Annotated in this window: 18 protein-coding genes and 4 tRNA genes; 5 read left to right on the top strand and 17 right to left on the bottom strand. The window is 35.7% G+C overall.

Going from position 1 to position 20,930, the window contains the following annotated elements; all coding sequences use genetic code 11:
* Positions 1-60 precede the first annotated feature (60 nt).
* The 8 genes from J3U27_RS06710 to J3U27_RS06675 all read right to left on the bottom strand — a co-directional run bounded on the left by J3U27_RS06710 (position 61) and on the right by J3U27_RS06675 (position 10,041).
* Positions 61-1,011, bottom strand: a complete 951-nt coding sequence (locus J3U27_RS06710) for an FAD:protein FMN transferase (RefSeq protein WP_267377098.1) — start codon at positions 1,009-1,011, stop codon at positions 61-63.
* 91 nt (positions 1,012-1,102) lie between these two features.
* Positions 1,103-4,114 carry a flavocytochrome c gene (locus J3U27_RS06705; protein ID WP_220224980.1) on the bottom strand — a complete coding sequence of 1,004 codons (3,012 nt, stop codon included), beginning with the start codon at positions 4,112-4,114 and terminating at the stop codon, positions 1,103-1,105.
* 78 nt (positions 4,115-4,192) lie between these two features.
* Positions 4,193-5,182, bottom strand: a complete 990-nt coding sequence (locus tag J3U27_RS06700; protein ID WP_065563108.1) for an MDR family oxidoreductase — start codon at positions 5,180-5,182, stop codon at positions 4,193-4,195.
* Positions 5,183-5,385: 203 nt separating this feature from the next.
* Complete coding sequence (locus J3U27_RS06695; RefSeq protein ID WP_065563093.1) at positions 5,386-6,021, bottom strand: TetR/AcrR family transcriptional regulator; 636 nt, start codon at positions 6,019-6,021, stop codon at positions 5,386-5,388.
* Positions 6,022-6,525: 504 nt separating this feature from the next.
* A tRNA-Gly gene (locus J3U27_RS06690) sits at positions 6,526-6,601 on the bottom strand.
* Positions 6,602-6,672: 71 nt separating this feature from the next.
* Positions 6,673-6,930 (bottom strand): DUF1145 domain-containing protein, encoded by a 258-nt coding sequence (locus tag J3U27_RS06685; protein WP_065563094.1) that lies wholly within the window; start codon positions 6,928-6,930, stop codon positions 6,673-6,675.
* Positions 6,930-7,487, bottom strand: a complete 558-nt coding sequence (gene rsmD, locus J3U27_RS06680; RefSeq protein WP_065563095.1) for a 16S rRNA (guanine(966)-N(2))-methyltransferase RsmD — start codon at positions 7,485-7,487, stop codon at positions 6,930-6,932. Before rsmD ends, J3U27_RS06685 begins: the two co-directional genes overlap by 1 nt.
* Before the next feature lie 13 nt (positions 7,488-7,500).
* Positions 7,501-10,041 (bottom strand): PBP1A family penicillin-binding protein, encoded by a 2,541-nt coding sequence (locus tag J3U27_RS06675; RefSeq protein ID WP_324170007.1) that lies wholly within the window; start codon positions 10,039-10,041, stop codon positions 7,501-7,503.
* Positions 10,042-10,489: 448 nt separating this feature from the next.
* Between J3U27_RS06675 and J3U27_RS06670 the strand changes: the two genes are divergently transcribed.
* Complete coding sequence (locus J3U27_RS06670) at positions 10,490-10,897, top strand: protein YgfX (protein WP_065734363.1); 408 nt, start codon at positions 10,490-10,492, stop codon at positions 10,895-10,897.
* A 28-nt stretch (positions 10,898-10,925) separates the two neighbouring features.
* Here J3U27_RS06670 and tusA read toward each other — a convergent pair whose 3' ends face one another.
* The 6 genes from tusA to J3U27_RS06640 all read right to left on the bottom strand — a co-directional run bounded on the left by tusA (position 10,926) and on the right by J3U27_RS06640 (position 15,139).
* A complete protein-coding gene (gene tusA / locus J3U27_RS06665; protein ID WP_065563097.1) occupies positions 10,926-11,156 on the bottom strand; it encodes a sulfurtransferase TusA in 231 nt (76 codons plus the stop codon).
* A 10-nt stretch (positions 11,157-11,166) separates the two neighbouring features.
* A complete protein-coding gene (locus J3U27_RS06660; protein ID WP_267337467.1) occupies positions 11,167-11,973 on the bottom strand; it encodes a Cof-type HAD-IIB family hydrolase in 807 nt (268 codons plus the stop codon).
* 116 nt (positions 11,974-12,089) lie between these two features.
* Complete coding sequence (locus J3U27_RS06655) at positions 12,090-13,394, bottom strand: secretin N-terminal domain-containing protein (protein WP_267377097.1); 1,305 nt, start codon at positions 13,392-13,394, stop codon at positions 12,090-12,092.
* A 29-nt stretch (positions 13,395-13,423) separates the two neighbouring features.
* A complete protein-coding gene (locus J3U27_RS06650) occupies positions 13,424-13,777 on the bottom strand; it encodes a hypothetical protein (RefSeq protein ID WP_267377096.1) in 354 nt (117 codons plus the stop codon).
* The gene (locus J3U27_RS06645) at positions 13,774-14,247 is read right to left on the bottom strand and encodes a hypothetical protein (RefSeq protein WP_267377095.1); all 474 of its coding nucleotides are present in this window, start codon (positions 14,245-14,247) and stop codon (positions 13,774-13,776) included. The genes J3U27_RS06650 and J3U27_RS06645 overlap by 4 nt, the downstream gene beginning before the upstream one ends.
* The gene (locus J3U27_RS06640) at positions 14,240-15,139 is read right to left on the bottom strand and encodes a PilN domain-containing protein (RefSeq protein WP_267330160.1); all 900 of its coding nucleotides are present in this window, start codon (positions 15,137-15,139) and stop codon (positions 14,240-14,242) included. Before J3U27_RS06640 ends, J3U27_RS06645 begins: the two co-directional genes overlap by 8 nt.
* 194 nt (positions 15,140-15,333) lie before the next feature.
* Between J3U27_RS06640 and J3U27_RS06635 the strand changes: the two genes are divergently transcribed.
* The 3 genes from J3U27_RS06635 (at position 15,334) to J3U27_RS06625 (ending at position 15,611) form a co-directional block, all read left to right on the top strand.
* Positions 15,334-15,409: transfer RNA gene (locus J3U27_RS06635), tRNA-Val, on the top strand.
* A 33-nt stretch (positions 15,410-15,442) separates the two neighbouring features.
* Positions 15,443-15,518 (top strand) — tRNA-Val (locus tag J3U27_RS06630).
* A 17-nt stretch (positions 15,519-15,535) separates the two neighbouring features.
* Positions 15,536-15,611: transfer RNA gene (locus J3U27_RS06625), tRNA-Lys, on the top strand.
* Positions 15,612-15,857: 246 nt separating this feature from the next.
* Here J3U27_RS06625 and J3U27_RS06620 read toward each other — a convergent pair.
* Together J3U27_RS06620 and J3U27_RS06615 are read right to left on the bottom strand one after the other, a co-directional pair.
* Positions 15,858-17,819, bottom strand: a complete 1,962-nt coding sequence (locus J3U27_RS06620; protein WP_267337460.1) for a glycoside hydrolase family 3 protein — start codon at positions 17,817-17,819, stop codon at positions 15,858-15,860.
* 265 nt (positions 17,820-18,084) lie between these two features.
* Positions 18,085-18,708: a LysE/ArgO family amino acid transporter gene (locus tag J3U27_RS06615; protein WP_141677480.1), complete on the bottom strand. Its 624-nt coding sequence runs from the start codon at positions 18,706-18,708 to the stop codon at positions 18,085-18,087.
* A gap of 150 nt (positions 18,709-18,858) precedes the next feature.
* Here J3U27_RS06615 and J3U27_RS06610 point away from each other — a divergent pair, with 150 nt between their 5' ends.
* Positions 18,859-19,659 (top strand): sulfite exporter TauE/SafE family protein, encoded by an 801-nt coding sequence (locus tag J3U27_RS06610; RefSeq protein WP_220224990.1) that lies wholly within the window; start codon positions 18,859-18,861, stop codon positions 19,657-19,659.
* Between the two features lie 213 nt (positions 19,660-19,872).
* Here the strand turns inward: J3U27_RS06610 and J3U27_RS06605 are convergent.
* On the bottom strand, positions 19,873-20,930 hold a 1,058-nt coding region (locus tag J3U27_RS06605), incomplete at its 5' end, for a hypothetical protein (RefSeq protein WP_267377094.1).

The following is a 20,930-nucleotide window of genomic DNA, read 5'->3' as shown; positions in this document are numbered from 1 at the left end:
ATATTAATAAACCCTTTAATATATTAAATTTGAAGGGTTTATAATTATCTATTAAGGTTATTACTCTACTATTTTCTGAATACAGAGATTATTTCGAACAAGCCCATTAGTTAGGTAGATCCTTTCATCACAAGTAATAACAATAGCTTCAATATTCGTTTGCTGATTTAAAAATTCGATACTTTGCTGAGCGTTTGACAGGAAACCAGCAGTACTCCATATTTCACCATCAAGAGATTGCTTTGAAATAATAGTAATACTCGCAATATTAGTAATAATAGGCGCTCCAGTAATTGAATCAAGTATATGGTGATAACGTTTATTATCAACAGAAAGAAATCGTTCATAAATTCCAGATGTTACAACAGAGCAATCTTTTGTTAGAACAGCACAAATCATATTACCACGTGGCTTAAAAGGATTTTGAATACCCACAACCCAGTTATTATTGAGATTATTGGGTGAACAACCAATAGTCAGTACATTTCCTCCTAAATCAATAAACCCACTACTTACTCCATGATTGAGAAATATTTTTTTTATTTGATCAGCAAAATAGCCTTTAGCAATTGAACCCAAATCAAGTTCCATTCTCTCTTTTGTTAGATAAATAGTTTTATCTTTTTGATTGAGTAAAATATTTTTGGGATTAACTAATGATAGGCAATCAGCTATTTCTTGATCAGTTGGGCGCTTTGCGTTATTGAAACCTATTCGCCAAGCCTTAACTAATGGACCGATTGCGATGTTGAATGGGTTATTAGCTTGTATACTTATATTTTTACTTAGTTTAATTAACTCAAAAATATCCTCTTTAACATATATCGGTTTTCTTCCTGCATTTTTATTGATTTCCATTAACTCGGAGTGTGTTCGGTTTACAGTAAAACGCGTTTCAAATTCTAATAGTAAATTATAAGCTTCGTTAAGGACTTTTTCACCATGAGTATGATAAATAAGTAGATTAATCATTGTTCCCATCAGAGGAAAGTTCGCCTCATATCTATTCATTACTAGGACACCTTATATTTTTGGCGGAGAGTGTAATTTAAAAGAAGAATGAATGGTGATCATCCTTCTTTTATTTAATGACATCTCTTATTTAAATCGACGCAGCCGCGCTTTCACCTGCGATTCGACCATAGGTAAAAATATCAATTAAGGCATTACCACCTAAACGATTACCGGCATGAATTCCACCAGCAACTTCCCCCGCAGCATATAATCCACTAATAACATTACCCTGTTTATTAATTACTCGAGCATAAGTATCAATTTTAAGCCCACCCATTGTATGATGAACAGAGGGTTTTCTTGGTGTGGCATAAAATGGGGCTTGTTCTACTTTTAAACTCAATGCACTTTTATGAAACTCAGGATCTTTTCCTTGTGTAACATAATTGTTATATTTATTTATGGTTTCTATTAATGAAGACGCAGGCACACCAATTTTATCGGCTAATTCTTCTAAAGAATCAGCCTGATAAATAATACCTTCTTTAATTTCTCTTTCAATAGTTTCGTCTGAAGTATTCGCTGCTGTTTGTCGAATTTTTTCGTCTGCTATCATATAAACTAAACCGCCATTATCTATAAAGGCTTGCGATAAAATATCTCGGCTTTCACACTCATTTATAAACCGTTTACCTTGTTGATTAATAAAAACGAAGTTCTCAGGTGGAACGATTAGCCCGGTAAGTAATGCACCAGATTTAGGGTCTCCTACTGGCATAAGTTGTACAAACCCCATACCAACTAAATCAGCACCAACTTCTTCTCCCATTTTGATACCATCACCAACCAAAGCAGGTGAGTTAGTTGTTTTTATATCATCCGCGATTTCTTTCCAATAGGTATTATATTGTTTAATCATTTGTGTGTTGGCACCAAAACCGCCACAGGCTAGAATAACGCCATTATTTACATGAATAATCATTTTTGAACCATTAGCTTGCTTCGCTTCAATGCCAATAACTTTACTATCTTTTAAGATCAGTTTTTCTGCTTTAGTATCTACTATGATTCGCCCACCTTTTTCTTCAATACGTTGTTGTAATACATTAATGAACTCAACCCCCTTCGGACGTTTTGGTTTATGACTTCTACGCCATAAGGCACCCACAGGAATTTCTACTACGCTTCGATCAAAGTCAACGCCTTTTTCCGTTAGCCAATGAATTGATTCCATTGAACGGTTGGTGAGCGTTTTTACTAAATCATATTGGCCGTAAATAATTTGTCCATTAAGAGCCGTTCTTTTACCACCTAAATAGGTTTGAATTCTGTGCAGCTCAGTAGAATCAAATAGAAAATCACCTTGCTCGGTTTTTGCTAGGTATTCTTTTATTTGCTGTTTTAATATTTGAAAGTCTTGTAGATATTCAGCTGTAAACTCTGATTCAGGCATATTGATAAGCTCAACGAGTGTTTGTTTTTCTCCAGCTAAACTAGGGAATTGTTTTTGCCATTCTGGTTCGGCTGCATTAACCCAACCTCCAGTACGAATTGTATTACCTCCAATTGCCGGAAATTTTTCTAATAAAATAACAGTTTTCCCTTTATCAATAGCTGATAACGCTGCGCTTAATCCAGCACCACCACCACCGACAACAACAATATCCACCGTTTCTTCTATAAGCTGAGATGACCACTCTACAGGTACTTTCGCTCGATAACGTAGTGCTTCCGAGTTGCCTCCTGCCATATCAACCGCCTGAGCAACACCATTAATAACAGCTTGACTGCTGACCGTTGCACCTGAAATCACATCAACGTTAAGAGTTTGTCCATCAATAATTTGTTGAGGTATACGCTCAAATGCTGGATTAGCAATACCTTCTGACTCTTTAGATTGATCAACTAAAATATCTAGAATCTTATTTTCAGAGAAGGTAACTGTAATCGGTAGTTCACCATTATGTCCTCGACCGAAGGCGGTGTATTTACCTGCATTAAAACGAATGTCAATATTTTGTAATGCTTTAATTTTTTGATATTTTTGCTGTTCAGCTAAACTATCAACAATCATAAAATCCATAACATGCCATAATGGGAATGGGATTTTAAGTTGTTGTCTTTGCGTGATATCAGCAAAAGTAGCACATAGCTCATTATTTTTAACTTTCGTTGCCCACGTAGGTTCAACCAAATAACCTTTACCAATACTAACAAGATCGTAACCACTCAATAGTGCATTTTCTGCATCAATACCTTGTGCTATACCACCTACACCAATAACTGGAATTTTCGCTAAAGTGGTTGATTGTAGTTTACGATATTGGCTAATAAGTTGCTGTTTATTATCAGTATCAACAATAGATGTTCTATCCCAATTGCCCATAGAGAAATGGATATAGTCCAAACCATAAGAACTCAATTTATTTAAAAGATACATGGAATCAGAAAAACGAATCCCCGGTTGTTCAATTTCTTCTGGTGAGAAGCGATAACCGACAATAAAATCACTTTTACCATATTCCTGTATAATTTGGTGGACTCTTTTCAATATCGCTAAGGGAAAAGACGACCTTTTTTCAATATCTCCACCCCACTTATCTGATCTTTGATTGGAATGAGGTGAAAAAAATTGCTGAATCAGGTAGGTATTTGCGCCATGAATTTCAATGCCATCAAAATTTGCTAATAAAGCACGTTTGACTGCTTGCGCAAAATTTTCAATCATTAATTCAATTTGCTCTGACGTCATTTGCAATGGTGTTACTGCATTATCCCTAAGCGCAGCCACTGGGCTAGCAGAGATCGGCTGATGACCACCATTATATTCAGGATTAGCCATTCTACCAGCATGATAGATTTGTATAATCGCTTTAGAACCTTTGACTTTAATTGCCTCAGCTAATTGTTTTAGACCTTCTATTTTACTGTCGTGATCAATCCCAAGTGCACCAGGAAAAGCTCTTCCATAGTTTTCAACAAAAGCACTCTCGACAATGATAGCGGCCGCATCACCCGAGCGTAATGCATAATAATCGATCATCTCTTGCGTAACGCTACCATCAAAAAAAGCGGATTCAATTGTCATTGGCGCCATGACAATTCTATTTTTTAATACTGCCCCAGATCTTAAAGTTAATTTATTAAATAGTTGGCTCATTAGGAGTGTCCTCTGTTATGTTAATCATCTATCCATAGTACGTATTGTCGATTTATCAAATTAGTGTTTAGCTGGATGTTATTGGTTTACATCAACAATAAACCGACCTTTGATTCTCCCTGAGAACATATTCTCAGCAGCTAGTTGACATTGATCCAAGGTAATAATATTAGCGATATGATTAAGTTGTTGTGCATCTAAGTACGTTGCAAGAAAATTCCATGCTGCAATACGTTTTTGATAAGGGGTCATAACACTATCAATCCCTGCTAATGTTATCCCTCTTAAAATAAACGGAGCAACAGTTGATGGAAAATCCAAACCTTGAGCCAAGCCACAAGCAGCAACAATGCCACCATATTGAATTTGGGCACAAATATTTGCTAAAGTATGTGATCCTAATACATCAATAGCAGCTATCCATTGTTCCTTTTGCAATGGTTTCCCTGACTCACTTAGTATTTTTCTATCAATGCAATGACTAGCACCAAGTTGGTATAAATAGTCCGTATCCTGCATTTTAGATGTAGCCGCTGTTATTGAATAACCTAATTTAGCCAGTAGCATAATTGCGATAGAACCAACTCCTCCTGTTGCTCCTGTAACTAAAATACGACCTTGCTCTGGTTTAACGCCATGATCAATAATGCATTGCACACATAATGCTGCCGTATAACCAGCGGTACCAATATTCATTGCTTGTTGTGGTGTCATATTAGGTGGTAAAGGAATTAACCAGTCTGATTTTAAATAAGCATATTGGCTTAAACATCCCCAATGTGTCTCACCGCACCCCCAGCCATTTAAAATAACAGAATCGCCTTCTTTATATTGGCGATTGACGCTGTGAATAACCGTCCCAACACCATCAATTCCCGGAATCATTGGCCACATCCTTACCACGGGTCCTTTATTAGTGATAGCTAATGCATCTTTATAATTTAGGCTTGAATACTGAACTTGAATAAGTGTATCGCCTTCTTGTTTAAATAATTCTTTTTTTGAGAGAGAACTAACCTCGCAAGAGAATTTGGTATCATTTTTTTCTAATAGAATGGTTTTAAACAGCATATTTTATTCCTTAGCAATCATTACTAGACAATCGGTCTAATAATTATAGACCGATCGTCTAGTAATGATCAATAGAATTTGTAAGGTTAATTATTTATATGCTGTATAGGGGCAATTTAAGAGGAAAGAGCCAAGTCAACAAACGTGAGTTTTTGCTCTAATCTGTTAGTAAAATGAATAAAGAAACAAAAATATAATAATTAATCTGAAGGTTCGGATTTTATAGATAGTAAAAACTGTCGCATAAATATATCAAGCGGTTCGGCATTCTTAATCAATTTAGAACGAGTGACCGCACCTTCCCAGCCTAACCAGAAAAATACCGCAAGCTCTTCACAATTGACATTAGATTTTATTTCTTTTATTTTCTGAGCTTGTTGCAAACAAATTGCTATTTTCTGCTGCCAGCTTTGTAAAATATCCACTAATAAAGTGCTATAACCTTCGGGTAAAAGCGACTCCTCTTGTGTTAATTCTCCGATTAAGCAGCCCCTATCAAAATTATATTTTGCCATACTCAATTTTGCATCTTCATAAAACGACTTAATTCGAGATAAAGGCAATTCAATTGACTCATTTAAAAGGTGTTTATCTAACTTATAACGAAAAAAACTATCATAACTTTCTATGATTGCTTTACCGAAATCTTCTTTGCTTTTGAAGTAATAATAAAAAGATCCTTTTGGCACACCAACTTTTTTTAAAATATTTTCAATATTTGAAGATACATAACCATTGATGGTCATAGCCTCCACACCACTGCGGATCAATGCCATTTTAGTATTATTGCCTTTTTTTGAAAGCGAATGCTCTTTTGGGGTATCAATGACTGCCATAAAGACCTTAAAATATCTATTAATTTTGATTGTCTATTCTGGTTGTCATCATAACAAAATTTATCAATTTTTAATATAACCGAAGATAACAATTGGTAACAGATAAATAAATCTGCCTTACACTTCATAACTATACTATTTAATGCAGTTTTTTATTCCATCAAGAAGTTGTGGATTTAACTTTAATTAATAAGCACAACTTATTGTTTAAATCTTTTATAATTATGCTAAATAGTATAGCTATTCTAACCCATAGAAAACAAGGGTGTGAAGCCAAAATAAAATAGAAAAAAGAGATTCCAATTATTGATAGATAGAACTAAAAAACAGTCAAAAATACAGTAAACAGCTTGTTCTATTTAATGATCCGTTGGTTGTGCCACTTACGAATAGATTATAATACACATAAATACTCTTTAATGATATAAAAACAAAGCTTAATAACTGATACTAAAAGATAAAAATTCTTAATTGTGTGATTATAAAAAACTATAAATCTTGACTTGGAGCGGGAAACGAGGTTCGAACTCGCGACCTCAACCTTGGCAAGGTTGCGCTCTACCAACTGAGCTATTCCCGCATATTGAACGCTTCGAAAGAAGTGGTGAGCATTATACAAAAATATTTATACCTGACAACCTATTTTATTCTTTATTTTTTGTTTTTCCAGCTAAGTGCTTCAAAAACACCAAAAATAAAAAATCTAAGTGCTTTAAATTTATCCTGTTCTTTTTCTTGATTAACCATTGTTGATTGTAATATCCATGCTTGTAATCCATGAATAAGTGTAAAAGCAACCAATCCAATATAAGCGAGAATATTTGCTGGTTTAGGAAACGGATGAACAAGATTAAATAATAAAAATAACCATATAAATAAATAGACTAGTTTACCTAAAAGTATGAACATTATCTCTCTTCTCGTATAAATAAATAGCTATGAACTTGCCCTGCTGTCTTCTCTCGATGCAAATACCAATTTGATGGAATATTAAAATCATGCCCCAGCTCAGATTCAATATAAATATAAGCAGATGGACTTAGCCAATGGTTATTCTCAAGAAGCTCTAGTGTTTTCTCGATTAAAGAATAATGAAAAGGCGGATCGATAAATACAATATCAAATTGTCTTTGGGCTGGTCTATCAAGCCATTGAAAAGTATCTGTCGAATAAATTTCGACATTATCACATGCAATCAACTGCTTATTTTTCTTAAGCTGATTGGCAACTTGTTTATCTTTCTCTAATAATGTGACATTTTGAGCACCGCGTGATGCGGCTTCAAAACCTAATGATCCACTACCAGAAAAACAATCCAAACAAACACTATTTTGTATAACTGGCATTAGCCAGTTATACAAAGTCTCTTTTACTCTATCTGTGGTTGGTCGCAAGCCTTGTTTATCAAGCACTGACAACTTTCTTCCGCGCCATTTTCCACCAATAATTCTTATAGAACCATTCATATAAAAACCTTACTTAGAATAGTTCTTGCGTATTACCTTGTGAATCCTTCACGCTGGTACCAACTTCTTGCGATCCATAGGTAGTTGGCTCGGTTCCCTTGATAAAGTATTCTGACATCGTTCTCGCTCCAGAACCTGGTAACATACCGGTTCGCTGATCGATAGTAACAGAAATAACATTATCTGGTTTTACATCTTGTTTTTCAGGTACATCTTTAAGAGCAACTTTCATATAGTCAACCCAAATAGGGTTAGCTGTAACTGCACCGGCTTCAGCGCGGAAAGTTCGACCTAAAGCACGTCGGTGGTCATCAAACCCCATCCAGACCGAGGTAACAATGTTACCGCCGAAACCAGAAAACCAAACGTCTTTCGATTGGTTAGTTGTACCCGTTTTACCACCAACATCCTTACGACCTAATGCTTTTACACGCCAAGCAGTACCTTGCCAATCCGAACCGCCAAAAACAATTGTTCTTAGTCCATCTTTCATAATATATGCTATACCACTATCAACGGTGTGTGGTGCATATTTAGGTGTCACATCAGTGGTTTTATTGTCTTTATTAATATTAGGTAAGATTAAATTATCTTCTGTTTTAAGATTTGCCTCTTCAGGCTCTTCACTACCCGTCTCATTTGATTCGTTTTCAACGTTAACTAACGATACTGAAACAGAATCAAATTTTACCACTTCATCTTTACAGTTATGACAAGCAATCAATGGTTGATGCTGATAAATTACGCCACTATCATTGTCATATTCAATTTTTTCGATCAAGTAAGGCGTAATTAAATACCCACCATTAACAATAACGGAATAAGCACGTGCAACCTGCAATGGCGTAAATGAAGCTGAACCTAAAGCAAGTGATTCATTATGTGAAATATTCTCTTTTGGGAATCCAAAACGTTCTAAATACGTGGCAGCATAATCGATACCGATTGCGCGTAATGCACGTACCATCATCACATTTTTAGACATCCCTAAACCAATTCGCATTCTTAATGGACCAGCATAAGTAGGCGGTGAATTTTTTGGACGCCAAGTCACACTACCTGTTGTACGAACGATCGGCGCATCATTAAGTAGCGTCGCCATCGTTAGCCCTTTCTCTAACGTAGCCGTATACACAAATGGTTTTATATTAGAACCTAGTTGACGTAAAGCTTGTGTTGCACGATTAAATTTACTTAAATTGAAATCATAACCACCAACAATCGCCTTAATTGCACCATTATCAGAATCAAGAGAAACCAGTGCAGCGTTAACTACTGGAATTTGCGCTAATGCCCAATTCTCACCAGATTTTTTAACCCAAATCAGCTGACCTGGTTTTAAAGTATCATTAACCTTTCTCGGCGAGGCACCTTGTTGATTATCACTAATAAATTTTCGCGCCCATTTCATATCTTGAAAGGCAATAGTTATATTACTTTTATCGGATAATACTGCTTTTGCTTCCTTATCAGATGATTCAAGAACCACGGCTGGACACATCCCGCTATAGCAAATATATTTATGTAAAGCTTCTTGAATTTTCTCGTCACTCAGTGCCGGCTCATTATTTTGCCATAACACTTTTTCAGGCCCACGATAGCCATGTCGCATATCATAATCAATAATATGCTTTTGTATTGATTCTGTTGCTGCCACCTGGTCTGTCTTAGATATGGTGGTATAAACTTTATAACCATCGGTATAAGCGTTCTCACCAAATTTATCGAACATAAACTGTCTTGCCATTTCAGCAACATATGGCGCAGAAAATTCAATTTTTGGCGTATGATAACTTGCATTTAAAGGCTTCTTAGTCGCTTCATCATATTGCGCTTGAGTAATATAATTTTGATCAAGCATACGACCTAAAACCCAATTACGTCTTGTTAATGCTTTTTCTGGGTGGGAAATTGGATTATAGGCAGAAGGCGCATTAGGTAAACCAGCTAGTAGTGCCGCTTCATCGATAGTTAACTGATCTGGCGTTTTACCAAAGAAAGTATATGAAGCAGCAGCCACACCATAAGCACGCGAACCAAAGTTGATCATATTAAGATATAATGCCATTATCTCGTCTTTAGATAATTCTCGCTCCATACGAATTGCAATAATCATCTCTTTTACTTTACGAGAAATACTTTTTTCTGGTGTTAAAAAGAAGTTTTTCGCCACTTGTTGAGTGATAGTACTACCACCTTGTGAAAAGCTCTTATCCTTCAACCCGATATACATAGCACGCACAATACCGATAGGATCAATCCCAAAATGCTCATGGAAACGTGCATCTTCGGTAGCTATAACAGCATTAACGACAATCGGGGGGATTTCATCATATTTTAGAGGAATTCGGCGACGTTCACCAAAAATAGCGATTAGTTCACCATCTTTACTTAATACTTGCATTGGGGTTTGCAAGCGAACATCTTTTAAAGTCGCTACATCTGGCAGATCTTTAGAATAATAACTGTAGCCAGCGATACCTATCACTAAGCCACAAAGTACTAAACCGATTATAAGTTTAAGGCAAAATTTTAATATTTTTAATATTATCACAAATCATTCCTATCCAATTGATTTTAAATCAAAGAAAGATAATAAAACTGTATTAATTGATCTCAATCCATTTTAGCCGATGAGTATACTACTTACTCGAAAAGACTCAAAATAAAAAGCGACGCTAACCCATGCTTAAAAAATTGTTTAAATCCATTAAACAATTATTAACATATTAAATTAAAAAAGAAATTTACCTTTAATATATTTTCACTTTCATATTCCATTACTTATTAGTTTATAACTTAATTTTTTAGCAGAACTTAATAGATCAGATATTAAATACCACATAGGTTTGCTACAGGTTAAACAACTAATTGATAGGTTCTCAAAAGTTAGTAAATTTTCAAATTATTTTGTGTATTATCTCACAATATTTTTATATTTTTAAATAAAACTGATAAAACGAATAGATAATTGTGATTTTATCAATTTAAACAAGATTAATATGTGGAGCACAAAACTTACCCCTTCGTTATTACAATTTTTGAGTGCAACCTGCTTTTATCTTATTTTGATTATTCTTTGCTTATTGCAATTAGCGCATACTTCATTAAATAGTTATACTTTTGTTTTAATATTAATCTTAATAATCGAATGGTGGCGTAGTATTTGCTATTTCAAAACTATAAAAGGTGAATTTGCGCTATTTGAATATATACATCAAATTTATTGGTACAAACAGCGTTGGTATTTAACGCGAAAACCACTACTACTACGTTATATAATCATTATTAATTTAAAATCACGGCGAAATGGTAAAAGAAGAACGCTTTTTTTAATGATTGATAACCTTGCGCCTAATGACTGGCGCACACTTCGTTATCATTTCAAAAAAATTGATTTATCAAAATAGGTAATAAAAAATAGCTTAACACACTATATTAATGTGATTTTTTAATCCAATATTCAAATGGTATGGATTCAACTTGTGAGTTAACTAATTGGTGATCCATATGCCGGCAAAAGCTCGGGATATCACGCGTTGTGGCCAAATCATCAGCAACAACGTGCAGTATTTGACCAACAGCTAATTCCCTAATCGCTTTACGCACTAGCATAATCGGCTCAGGACAACGCAAACCTAATGTATTTAATTCTTTATCAATAATCATAATTAATAGATTAAAGTAAAAGATTAGCTAAATAATGGGGAACAGCATCATCAGCATTAGATCCAATAACTTCCAACTCAGGAAGCAGTGCTTTAAGTTCAGGACTCGCATCTTGCATAATACAGCCCTTACCTGCCATTTTTAACATCTCGTAATCATTCATACCATCACCAAAAGCGATGCTGTCTTTAAGTTGATAGCCTAAGCTTTCAACCACTAACTTTAATGCACTGCCTTTAGTCACATTTTCCGCCATAACTTCAAGACAGTTTGGCGTTGAAAACGCGATGCTAACTTTATTACCATATTGCTTTTCAATTTTGTCCTTCAACTCCACCAAATAATGGTTATGGTTAATATCAGAGGTCGTAAAATAAATTTTGGCAATATCACTGGTATCAAAATTAGTTGGATCAAAAAATTGATATTTAAATTTTGTATCAACAAAAAAGCTAAGCGAATAGGCATCAGGTTTATTAATCAGCCAATCATCACCACGGTAAACATGGGTATAAATATATGGACTGTCTTTACAAATCACCGCCAACTCTTTAGCTAAATTAGGATCAAAACTACGGCTAAAAACTAAATTACCATTACTATCGTGAACTCTTGCCCCATTTGATGTAATCATAAAAGCATCGATTTCCATATTTTCACGCATTTGAGTAACATCAATATGGTGTCGGCCTGTCGCAAAAGCAAAATGAATACCCATTTCCCGTAATGCCTGAAGAATTTTTTTTGTAAACGGCGATAAACTATGTTCGGTATTTAACAAAGTACCATCTAGATCAGAAGCAACAAAATGAAACATGATATTCTCAACTTTTATAATAATTGGTGATTAGAATAACGACACTTTGCAGAGAATCAACTAACTCAATACAAAGTCATAAATTATGGTAGAGTATGATACAACTCCATCGCTATTTACTCAACTAATTGCGGAGTAATAAAAATCACTAATTCCCTTTTTTGATTTTTTTTAGCATTATATTTAAAGGCATTCCCAATAATTGGCACTTGAGCAAGACCAGGTACTTTCTTTTTCCCATTACTATTAACTTGCTGAAAAATTCCACCCAAAACCACGGTTTCACCATCTTTAACTTTCACTTGAGTTTTAATTTCTTGCGTTTCAATGGCTAAAGCTTCTCCCCCATCACGGCGCTTAATCGAACGACCCGTAGTATTTTGTGTGATATATAAATCCAAGATCATTTGTTTATCAGCAACAATTTTAGGCGTAACTTCTAAACCTAATACCGCTTGTTTAAATTCAATGGATGTCGAACCATTCCCCCCCGTTGACACTTCGTACGGAATCTCTGTTCCCTGCTTAATCGATGCCATATTTTGATTTGCAGTTAATAAATTCGGACTAGCAATAATTTCTAACTGATTTTCTGATTCTAATGCTGAAAGTTCCAAATTCAACAAACTACCAGAAAGTTTCGCTAAATTAAAACCCACAGAAGAAGAAGGATTAACGACCCCAAGGTCAACATCCAGCTGATTAAAAAATTGTGAAGATTTACCCAAATATCCCCATTTAATCCCTAACTCCTCCATACTCTCATCACTCATAGTGACAATATGGGCCGAGATATGGACTTGTGGAATGGGTTGATCCAAAGCCTTAACTAACTTCTTAATATCCGCAAATTGTTTGGTCATATCAGTAATAAGCACTGAATTGGTTCGCTTATCAACTATCGCCTTTCCGCGTTCAGATAATAATCCTTGTTGCTGGATGGTCTCTACTAAATTATTAGGATCGCCATGTTTAATCGGAATGGTTAACAAAGTTAACGGCTGATTTAACTCCTGTTCCTTTTGCTCTAATAACTCTCTTTGCGCAAGCACCTCCGGCTCAATAGATTTTGAGACAAACAAAATATTGTCCTCAATTTCGGCCTGTAAATTTGCTGAATTTAACACCACTTTTAAAGCTTTTTGCCAATCAACATTCTTAAGTTTGAGGGTTTGTTTAGTTGATATATCATCTATCATCACTAAATTCATCTGCTTATTATCAGCCAGCGCTTGCAAAATAATTGCGACATCCGTTTGATAAAAATTCATTGAAATAAGATCATTTGATTCTTTTTGTGCTGAAATGGAAGGCTCAGCCAAACATGGAATTGATAAAAGCATAAGCAAAATCGTCAATTGCCTTAAATTCTTTGCTAATTGACGAACTAATTGACTAAATAGTTGGCTGGCTTGATTCATTAATTACAACCTCAAATATCGATCTCATCTTATTTAGTTAACGGCATTGTCCAAAGCACATTATCGTTACAATACTCAGGTAAACTTGCTTGCCATAAAATTTTATCGCTTAACACAGCTTCAATTTCCCAAGGAAACAAAACATGAGGAACATTATTATCAGTAATAGCTAACCAATCATTATCTGACGAAAGCCATAATTGCTGATAATTAACGCGTTGAATAGATCCTCTAAACTGCCAAGCCTGAATCTGCATATTTAAAAGATCGGTCTGTTCTTGGCAACCTAACTCAATCTTTTGCAAAAAAGGATCGCGATGACCATCAGCATTCACTATGAAACAACACATCATCAATGCAAAAACAAATAAATAACGACTCATTGCATACCCTTCTTAAACAACAAACTAAATCTAATCCGCAAATAATTATCTTGCTTACCGATTGATAACTGTTGAAAGTTCAAATAGTAGAAATTCTCGTTAAAATCGCCAATAAATTTCATAAAATCAGAAAATTGCCCATTTAATTCAACATCCCAATAAGTTGCTGAATCATTTTGTTCCAGTTTGAACGACATCAACTTCAAATGATGACGATCAATAGCGTTAGCAAGTTCATGCTCGGTTATCAAAGTTAGCAAACTGTTTTTAGCCGCATGATAACGTTCAATTCTTGCTTGAAGCATTTCAATTTCAACTTGCTTTTCTTGATACACTGCCATTTGCTGATCAGCTTGTTGCTTTAAGTCTTGAATAAAAAATTGATAACCAATAAAAAACAGTGTTAACGGTAATAAAATACAAACTAAGTATTGTTGCCAAATCGGCCTCTCTAGAAAGTCGTTATTCATTCAACTCAATATCCATTTGAAACAACAAACTATCCTGACTTTTCTCGATATTTTTTACCTGACTTTTCGTTACATTTGCAGAAAGTTGCTGATTAAAATTGATAATATCCACATAATTGACACTACGACCGGTAATTTTAATTTTTTCAGGCTCATATTCGTACAGATTTAACCAAATCGTTGCTGGTAGTTTATTAGAAAGCATTTGTAGCGACTGTTGGATCTGTTTTTGACTTGGTGAAGGATTAGGAATATAAGATTCAGCCAACAACTCTTGTTGCAACACTTGTTGAGCAGATAGTTGTTGAGAATAGTGTTCGATGTCTGACTGTGTGTTCATCAAAAGATAAAAAAAATAACAGGTCAACACCCCGATAAAATTAACAACAAAAAGAAGTAACTTGAATTGGTGCTGTTTTGCCTTTTGTTTTCGCCATGGTAGAAAGTTAAATGAACTATTTTCAAAATGACTACCGACAAATGTTACTCCATATTTTTGGAACAAATCTAACCAGTCATTAACCGTTTTACGCTCACAAATAGCAATCATTAAAGTTTTAGGTGAAATGGATACATAATCAAAAAAAAGCTGATTGCCAGATTGTTGGAAAAGTTTGTATAGGGATGCTTCAACATAACTAGTCAATTCGCTTACCGTCAGTTTAACATCGGGATAAGTGGTTTTTTGATACTGTACAAAATCATCACTTAAATTTAATTCAATTGACGTTAATCTTGGTAGTTTTAGATTATGCATAAACTGATCGATATCAGCCAAATCTTGATAAACGATAAAATCCTCATTCACCTTACCGCTTGATTCGACTAACTGATAGTGCAGTTTTGTGGGTTCGATATAAATTACTACGCGACTTTTATTAAAAACCATCATACTAAATAGATTGAAAAACAATATCGCCCAATCTTAATCACAATTATCTAGATTCAAACCTACAAAATCCATTTTTGCGAAGTATCATCCAAAAAATGACTAAAATTACACCGAACAGGGCTAAATTTTAGGAAAAGTAAAAAAAAAGGTTGACTGAAATAAGACACGCCTTATAATGCACATCCACACGGTAAGGGTGATTAGCTCAGTTGGGAGAGCACCTCCCTTACAAGGAGGGGGTCACTGGTTCGAACCCGGTATCACCCACCAATTCTTACCGTGAAGTTTTCGAAAGAAACATTGGGGTGATTAGCTCAGTTGGGAGAGCACCTCCCTTACAAGGAGGGGGTCACTGGTTCGAACCCGGTATCACCCACCACTTACTACTTATTTTATGGGTTGTTAGCTCAGTCGGTAGAGCAGCGGACTTTTAATCCGTTTGTCGAGCGTTCGAATCGCTCACGACCCACCATTTTTTCTTCCTTATCAAAAAATCATTAATCAAACTCATTGAGATATAAGAACGTTATCGTTCAATCTATTTATTATTTACCTCAAAAAACTACGTTGAAGCGTCCCTTCAAAATAAAAAAATAATAGAGATAAGTGAGAACTATTGATTAAAGATAAAATTGATAGAGAAAATGATGTAACGCAAAACAGCTATTGCCCTTAGGCAATAGCATTGAATAAAACGACATTAAAAAGGTCCAAACGACTAACGGGTTACTCCATAACCTAACGGATAGAGCGCCTTCATATCGTTTGGTAAATCAGAAGATTGTTTGATAACACTATCCATTGAATCTGGTAATGCAATTGGCAATTTAGCATTATAAGGTTTGCTATCAAATAAACGTTTAAATAGCACCTCATCTTTAACACCAAAATTTGCTACAATCGCATTAGCACTTTGCTTAATAGGTGTTAAAACGGCTGGGCGATCCAAATAAACAGTTACTACAACGGGATGTGATTTTCTCGCCTCATTGATAAATTTAATATCTTTATCATCCGCCGCAAATTCTAATGAACCTTCATGATATCTTGCGCCAAAAAAGTAGTTCTTATGAGGTTGCTCAAAAGGTGCATTTACCCTAGCCACAACTACATCAGCTTGCTCTAACTTATCGACAATGGTGACTTTACCTTTAAGGGTATTTTTAGCGTCATCGGCAAAACCGTATAAAAAGACTTTACTTTTCGCTTTCAATGGCAAAACTTTATCATTATTTTCTAGTAAAACCATTGAATTAAATTGTGCTTCATCAGCAATCTTTTGGAAATTTTTATTGCCGACAAAACGACTAGCTTGGTTTGGATCGACATAAGGATTTTCAAATTGTCCTAAAGCAAATTTTTGCGTCAAAATCGCTAACACAGCACTATCGACTGCCTTTTCGTCCAATTTATTATTTTTTACTGCTGACACAATAACAGAACTATCACTCACGCCACCAAATTGTTGAACACCCGCTTCGATAGCTTTAATAAACCGTTGCTCGACAGTCAAATCTTCAACGCCCCAAGGCATACCTTCAGGTTTAGACGGAACATCAGGCGGATTACCATTAATACAGACTTCATTACAATCTTTAGTGATATTCCAATCACTAATAATCACCCCTTTAAATTTATAAGTATCGCGTAGCAAATCTTTCAACAAATAACGGTTAAAGCCAGCACCAACTGCTTCGATTTTATGACCATTAATTTCCGCATTTTTTAAAATCGAATATGTCGGCATAACCGCTGCCACATTCACCTCAAAAGCACCTATAAATGGAATGATATGCTCTTCCAAACTATCTTTTTTCGAATAAAGTGCATATTTACCATAAGAACTGTGACTATCAAAACCATTCTCGGCGGCACCATAGCCAACCCAATGTTTAACCACGGCTGACACGCTTTGTGAATTTAGACCAAGTTTACCATTTTGCATACCAGAGATATAACCACGAACCATGCTTTTGCTCAGCATTGGATCTTCACCGAATGTCCCCTCAAAACGAGACCATCTTGGTTCAGTTCCCAGATCAGCCATGGGTGATAATGCCTGAGTGACACCCAATGAACGGTACTCTTGTCGAATGATATTACCATACTCATTAATCACAAACTCATTACCAATCGCCGCCATCCCCAAAGTTCCTGGCCATTGGCTAAAACCGCTTTTACTGGTCACTTTATCATCATAATAAAAGGTATTTCTAGGATCGATGCTAATTGTTAAAGGAATGCCCAATCGAGAAGACTCAGCAATTTCTTGTAATTGATTATTTTGCTTAGCAAAATCCTTAGGATTGACTTCTAAACGCGTAATTAAACTATTTACCTTATCAGTAAGCACTAACTGCTTAATTTCATCTAGATTATACTTATCACCATGCCCAATCTCACTACCATAAGCTTTGGCATTACCGTGCATCATTAAGCCTGCTTTTTCTTCTAACGACAATTTGGCAAGTAGATCTTGTGCACGAACTTCGGGAGATAAGCGCCAATCTTCAAAAGGTGATAACTTACCATCACGATCAAAGTCTTTAAATTTCAGATTATCAACTACAATATTTTTTAATTGATGACTCTTAAGCCCTATTTGTTTAAGCGCTAGTGCTTGCCCAGTGACTAGCGTTGCACTAATCAACAACGTCAACTTAACTATTTTACTTGTCATATAAACTCCTTATCTAAACAATCAACTTTGAACGCCTTATTCCATTGAGCGTTTTTTGGCAAAAATAAAGCAAAAATAATTGACTAAAAATGTTAATAATCAGCCGAAAAAAGCTTGGATCAAATTATTACTGACAAATTAACACCAAAATAAATATCGTATAAGAGAAGAAATCTGATAATTGTGATGGATATCACGTAAAAAATGAGTAAGAAATGAGGAAAACGAACAGATTAATAAAAAATGCAACGCCAAAAGCGTCACATTATTGACCACAAATCACATAAACAATAAGTCGATAAGCAATATAAAACATCACCAGCCCAACAACCGAATCCAATATGACCCACATCCTTTTTTGTCTAAATAGAGGCGTAAGCAACCTAGCGCCATACCCAATACCAAAAAACCAAATAAATGACACACAAACTGCACCAATTAAAAACGCCCATTTTTGCTCAGTAGAAAACGTACCGGCAATCCCACCAACAATTACCACTGTATCCAAATAAACATGAGGATTAAGTAAAGTCACCGCAATTGTCGACAAAATCACTTTTGTTAAAGAACTCTTTCGTTGCTCGGCAGAATCAACCTGCATACTACTATCACCTCTCACTGCGCTTTTAAATGCATTAAATCCATACCAAAGCAAAAACAATGCACCAAAGATGGCTAATGAATTAGTAATTATAGGATAACGACTAATAAAAGACCCCACGCCCCATATACCAATAGTCATCAAAGCGAAATCACAAAAAAAACAGATAGCAGCAACAAAAAAGATATGATTTTTTAACAATCCTTGCTTAAGCACAAACAAATTTTGCGCGCCAATAGCAATAATTAAACTCGCCGAAATCATTGCACCACGTAAAATATCGGTCAGCATTTAACCTAAAATCCTTAATCAACGAAAAGTAAGCATTATACAAAAACAATAAAGAATTTTGTATCAAAACCAAGAATTATTACGCACTTATAAAAAACAGTTATAATTATCTCCCTGAATTTAAAAAATGATAAAAAAGTACAAGAAATGGTTGTTGAATTTATAATCTTCTTAATGATAGGCGCATTTGCGGGATTGCTAGCCGGTATATTTGGCGTGGGTGGTGGATCGTTAATTGTACCTGCATTAATTATAGTACTTAATCACTTTAATCATGGTGGAGAATGGATAAACCACATCGCCGTCGCCTCATCGCTTGCCACCATTATTGGCACCAGCTTATCATCAAGTTGGGTTCAGAATAAAAATCATAATATCCAATGGTCGATTCTAAAAAAGATGGTGTTAGGATGTATGATTGGCACGATGGGCGGATCGTATATGACACCTTATATTCCCGGTGTTTGGTTAAAATGGATTTTTATCGTTTTTCTTATCTACACCGGAAGTAAATTTATTCTCAAAAGCACCAATGTCGCCCAAAATCGAAACGCTGTATCATTTCATGACACGATTTATATCATTATTGGTGGACTAATTGGCGTGTTTGCTGCCCTAGTTGGTGTCGGTGGGGGGGTATTGGTGGTTCCTTTCTTAAAAAAATGCGGGGTAGATATACGTAAAGCGATTGGCACCTCTGCGGCATTTACCTTACCGGTAGCGCTTGGCGGAACGATTGGCTACATTATTGCAGGATGGAATATTGAAGAATTACCAGAATATAGTTTAGGCTTTGTCTATCTACCAGCAGTAATATCCATTATGATCACCAGTATCCCCATGGCAAAAATGGGTGTACAAATTGCACAACGATTATCGATAAATAAATTGATAAAATACTTTGGTATCTTTTTATTGCTAATAGCTATAAAACTTATAATTTCGTGATTTAAAGCTTCAAAAACCCCGCTCCTCAACTTTTTTTGAGATAAAATACCTAAAAAATAAACCCGCCGAGGCGGGTAATTGAAGCATCGCTTAGCCGCAAAATCGCTTTTTTATGGCTAAACGACGTTGACTCTTAGCTTACTTTTAATGACTTAATATTATCTTTAATTACTCCCACCCCCGCCCTTAGGATTAAGGACAATGGAATAAGAACTAAGGATAGACACAAAGTTCGTAAGCGCGTACGGAGCCGGAGTACTTAGACACAGGACCGTAGTTTGAATACACGACAAACTGGCTACTACCAGTCGAGTCACTAGTCCAGAACCAATTGTTATCGCGGAAGCCAACGCCAGAGTAATTGTACATAGCCCCCCACTCAGAGAAAAAGCCTGAACCTATATGACGTATATACCCATTATCAGGTGAGGACGGAGTGGCGCCGACTGAACCACGACAGTTAGAATCTGAATTACTACCACGACAAGATGCATTGGTTAAATCCCTTACGCGAGACACACGATAACCAAGACTATCACACCAAGATAAAGTATCAGAATAATTGCTCTGCGTAGAACCATCGATCACGAACCACTGCTTCAAAGTAAAACCATATCTGACGACTGGAGTACCATTATTGTCACGACCGACCAACTCGAATGTCTGAGGCAAAGATGGAGTAGAAATACGACCAGAATTGTCACCATAAAAAGTAGCGTAAGGACCAGTTAAAGTAACGCGTACGCTTGTAGCAGTAGAATTAGACATTGTGACTGTGATACCACCCCGAGAAACAGAAGACCAAGACAATGGCTGACTACTACCACTAATATCTAAATCAAAGTACAATCCATTAGCGCCAGTTGTAGGAAAGTTTTGACCGTAATAGAGAGGGTCTGTTTTTTGAGTGAGAAAACCCTTAGCAGGGTCCCACATTGAAGACGGACCAGCAAAATCCCAAGATGGGTAACTAGGATAATCACCACGCTTACCAAACCTTAAGCTAGGCCTAGCAAAACAAACCACCGGCGCAGCCTTAGGATTAACGTAATAAGTCACATTACTGGCATTAAAAGTACTACGATTAGGAAATCCGTAACGAGTTGATAATGTACCGTTAGTACTAGATAGCGTAACTTTATAAGGTGCATTACAAACTGTTAGCACTGAATTACGTGATACAACTTGATTGTTTTTATCGACGATAGATAAACTTAAAGAACCTGTAGCACTAACGCCAGAATCACCATCATCATCCCCCCAATAATTAT

The sequence above is a fragment of the Gilliamella sp. B2911 genome, assembly GCF_026536965.1.
Lineage (GTDB): Bacteria > Pseudomonadota > Gammaproteobacteria > Enterobacterales > Orbaceae > Gilliamella > Gilliamella apicola_E.
Note: the sequence above shows the minus strand (reverse complement) of the source record. Positions and strands in the feature narration are given on the sequence as shown.

What these genes read in the sequence shown, in the direction of transcription:
- J3U27_RS06655 (WP_267377097.1), bottom strand. Translation starts at nt 13,394, where the DNA reads ATGAATCAAGCCAGCCAACTATTTAGTCAATTAGTTCGTCAATTAGCA.
- rsmD (WP_065563095.1), bottom strand. Translation starts at nt 7,487, where the DNA reads ATGAATGGTTCTATAAGAATTATTGGTGGAAAATGGCGCGGAAGAAAG.
- J3U27_RS06670 (WP_065734363.1), top strand. Translation starts at nt 10,490, where the DNA reads ATGTGGAGCACAAAACTTACCCCTTCGTTATTACAATTTTTGAGTGCA.
- J3U27_RS06610 (WP_220224990.1), top strand. Translation starts at nt 18,859, where the DNA reads ATGGTTGTTGAATTTATAATCTTCTTAATGATAGGCGCATTTGCGGGA.
- J3U27_RS06685 (WP_065563094.1), bottom strand. Translation starts at nt 6,930, where the DNA reads ATGTTCATACTTTTAGGTAAACTAGTCTATTTATTTATATGGTTATTT.
- tusA (WP_065563097.1), bottom strand. Translation starts at nt 11,156, where the DNA reads ATGATTATTGATAAAGAATTAAATACATTAGGTTTGCGTTGTCCTGAG.
- J3U27_RS06660 (WP_267337467.1), bottom strand. Translation starts at nt 11,973, where the DNA reads ATGTTTCATTTTGTTGCTTCTGATCTAGATGGTACTTTGTTAAATACC.
- J3U27_RS06640 (WP_267330160.1), bottom strand. Translation starts at nt 15,139, where the DNA reads ATGATGGTTTTTAATAAAAGTCGCGTAGTAATTTATATCGAACCCACA.
- J3U27_RS06705 (WP_220224980.1), bottom strand. Translation starts at nt 4,114, where the DNA reads ATGAGCCAACTATTTAATAAATTAACTTTAAGATCTGGGGCAGTATTA.
- J3U27_RS06645 (WP_267377095.1), bottom strand. Translation starts at nt 14,247, where the DNA reads ATGAATAACGACTTTCTAGAGAGGCCGATTTGGCAACAATACTTAGTT.
- J3U27_RS06650 (WP_267377096.1), bottom strand. Translation starts at nt 13,777, where the DNA reads ATGAGTCGTTATTTATTTGTTTTTGCATTGATGATGTGTTGTTTCATA.
- J3U27_RS06620 (WP_267337460.1), bottom strand. Translation starts at nt 17,819, where the DNA reads ATGACAAGTAAAATAGTTAAGTTGACGTTGTTGATTAGTGCAACGCTA.
- J3U27_RS06710 (WP_267377098.1), bottom strand. Translation starts at nt 1,011, where the DNA reads ATGAATAGATATGAGGCGAACTTTCCTCTGATGGGAACAATGATTAAT.
- J3U27_RS06695 (WP_065563093.1), bottom strand. Translation starts at nt 6,021, where the DNA reads ATGGCAGTCATTGATACCCCAAAAGAGCATTCGCTTTCAAAAAAAGGC.